The organism is Methanocalculus sp. (assembly GCF_029762515.1).
Taxonomy (GTDB): Archaea; Halobacteriota; Methanomicrobia; order Methanomicrobiales; family Methanocorpusculaceae; genus Methanocalculus.
Window position 1 is genome coordinate 1 of record NZ_JARVGN010000357.1, and the last position, 2,409, is coordinate 2,409.

The 2,409-nt window shown below is 51.6% G+C and carries 4 protein-coding genes and 1 pseudogene; all 5 read left to right on the plus strand.

Annotated features, from left to right (window positions below; genetic code table 11):
- Nucleotides 1-560 (plus strand): annotated as a pseudogene (locus QCH34_RS10840) (DNA primase catalytic subunit PriS); the annotation flags it as partial.
- Nucleotides 557-1,174 carry a hypothetical protein gene (locus QCH34_RS10845; protein WP_300334027.1) on the plus strand — a complete coding sequence of 206 codons (618 nt, stop codon included), beginning with the start codon at nucleotides 557-559 and terminating at the stop codon, nucleotides 1,172-1,174. The pseudogene QCH34_RS10840 and the gene QCH34_RS10845, both read left to right, overlap by 4 nt.
- A 37-nt stretch (nucleotides 1,175-1,211) precedes the next feature.
- On the plus strand, nucleotides 1,212-1,490 hold the full coding sequence (locus tag QCH34_RS10850; RefSeq protein ID WP_255333110.1) for a 50S ribosomal protein L44e: 279 nt from the start codon (nucleotides 1,212-1,214) through the stop codon (nucleotides 1,488-1,490).
- Nucleotides 1,491-1,497: 7 nt separating this feature from the next.
- Nucleotides 1,498-1,686: a 30S ribosomal protein S27e gene (locus QCH34_RS10855; RefSeq protein ID WP_300334030.1), complete on the plus strand. Its 189-nt coding sequence runs from the start codon at nucleotides 1,498-1,500 to the stop codon at nucleotides 1,684-1,686.
- A 7-nt stretch (nucleotides 1,687-1,693) separates the two neighbouring features.
- Nucleotides 1,694-2,409: translation initiation factor IF-2 subunit alpha (locus QCH34_RS10860; RefSeq protein ID WP_300334033.1), on the plus strand; the 716-nt coding region annotated here is incomplete at its 3' end.

Sequence of the window (2,409 nt, forward strand, 5' to 3'; positions counted from 1 at the left end):
GTCTCCGCCTGAAGGAAGCCCTCAAGGCAACCTGTGAGCAGATCCGCACCCTTCCGCCTGAGGAACAGATCAAAGTTCTCTCATCGGTGAGGGGTGTCTCGGAGGCGGGTGCCACTGATTTCATAAAACGGCTTGACCGGCTGATCAGATCGATGGAAGGGAATGATTACCTGGCCTGCATCCATGATCGCGTGATCCTGGCGATGTCCGACGATCCAGACAGTCTTCTTTCACAGCAGATCCGGAATCGGGCCGCTCTTGCCGATGAGCCGGTGACAACCGATATCAAGCGGCTGATCCGCCACCCATCCTCTCTTCATGGAGGAAGCGGTTTCCTTGTCACGCCGCTTGATATCCGTGATCTCGAGGATTTCGATCCCCTCATCGATGCGGTCGTCTTCTCGGAGCGTCCGGTCAGAATTGATTCGTCATTTGAGACGACGATGCCGATCCTAGGGAACACCTACACGCTCACAAAAGGGATCAACACCGTCCCCGAAGCACTTGCAGTCTTCCTCTGCGCACGGGGAATTGCGGAGCTTGAAGGAGGGTCTTTATGACCATCTCCTTTGACCGTGTCAGGTCGATCCTCTTTGATGAGCGGGCAAGCGGCACGCTGACGGATATCCCATCGGATCTCTACACAAAGGTTCACGAAGAGATTGAACTGATGTACAAGGAGCTCTATGAATCCGGTGATCCCCTCTCCGAGCGTTCACAGGATATGATCCGCCAGGTTGAGAGCTACAAGTCCTATATCCAGGAGATCTTTTCGATCAGAACCGGCAGGATCATCGAACTGGCACTCGCCAAAGGGAATGGCGATACGATCGATCGCGAGATCAAGCGGCTTATGATCGCAGAGGAGCAGGCGCTCTTTGAGACTGTTTCAAAGGCGGTACAGCATGCACGGGCGGAGCTGATCGATCGCCGTTCCAGAAAACCCACCATTATCCCGGAGACCGAGATCGAAGAGCCGGTGGATGAGGCGGAAGAAGAGGGCGCCCCGCGTGGTCTCAGCCTTGTCCGGCTTATTGCCCCTATTGAGCCTTTTATGGGGATTGATGGCAGAACCTACGCACTAGCGAACGAGGATGTTGTCTGCCTTCCCTCTCCCAATGCAACGGTTCTCTGTGACCGCAACATAGCCTTAAATATAAGAATTCGCAAATAAATATGGTATTCGGGTTCCTGAAACAGAGGTATTTTTCATGAAAAGACCAGCAAAATTCAACACATATTGTCCGTTCTGCCGGACACACACGGAACATGAGATCGAGAAAGTGAAGAAGGGCAAAACAACCGGTCTTCACTGGATCGACCGCGAGAAGGCACGGAGATCCCGTGTTGGAAATATGGGTAAGTTCAGCAAGGTTCCGGGTGGCGATAAACCAACAAAGAAGATCAACGTCCGATACCGCTGTAAAACCTGTAAGAAAGCCCATCTCAGAAAAGGGTACAGAATTGCAAAATTCGAACTGACGGAGTGAGTATACAATGGTCGAGTTAAACAGGGAAAACAGAAGCAGTTTTGTCAAAGTGAAGTGTCCTGACTGTGAAAACGAACAGGTCATCTTTGAGAAAGCAAGCACCGTCGTCGACTGTATCGTCTGCGGAACAGTACTGGCAGAGACTACCGGCGGCAAAGCACTGATAAAGGCTGAGATCGTATCACAGTTTGAGTGATTATCTGATGAGCGAGAGGTACTGGCCCGAAGATGGAGAACTGGTCGTCTGCACCGTCGTTGATGTAAAGGACTTTGCAGCGTTTGTTACCCTGGATGAATACGAAGGGCGCCAGGGTCTCATCCCGATCTCCGAGATCGCGCGTGGGTGGATCAAATATATTCGCGACTTTATTCGTGAAGGGCAGAAGGTCGTATGCAAAGTCCTTCATGTCGACACCTCACGCGGGCATATTGACCTCTCCTTAAAGGATGTCAACGATCACCAGCGTCGTGAAAAGATTCAGGAATGGAAGAACGAACAGAAAGCCCACAAATGGATAGGGTTTGCGGCCGAGGTTGCAGCTATCGATCCCGCCAGGATTATTGATGCGGTCCGTTCGGAATATACTCTGATCTACCCGTTCTTTGAAGATCTTGTCATAACCGGTGAAGAGATACTTACCCGCTTCGATTTCTCAGAAGCTGTCAATAAGGCGCTGATGGTCGTCGCCACAGACAATGTCAAGGTTCAGAAGGTGATGATCTCCGGGATTATGGATATGATGTCCGATAAGCCCGATGGTGTCAATGTGATCAGACGCGCCCTCCGGAGTGCCGAGGCGAAGATCCCCGGTGTCGAGGTTGAGATCACCTATCTTGGAGCCCCCCAATACCAGATCAAGGTCACCGCACCTGACTATAAGACCGCTGAGAAGGCAATTGAGAAGGTAGCGGCAAATAC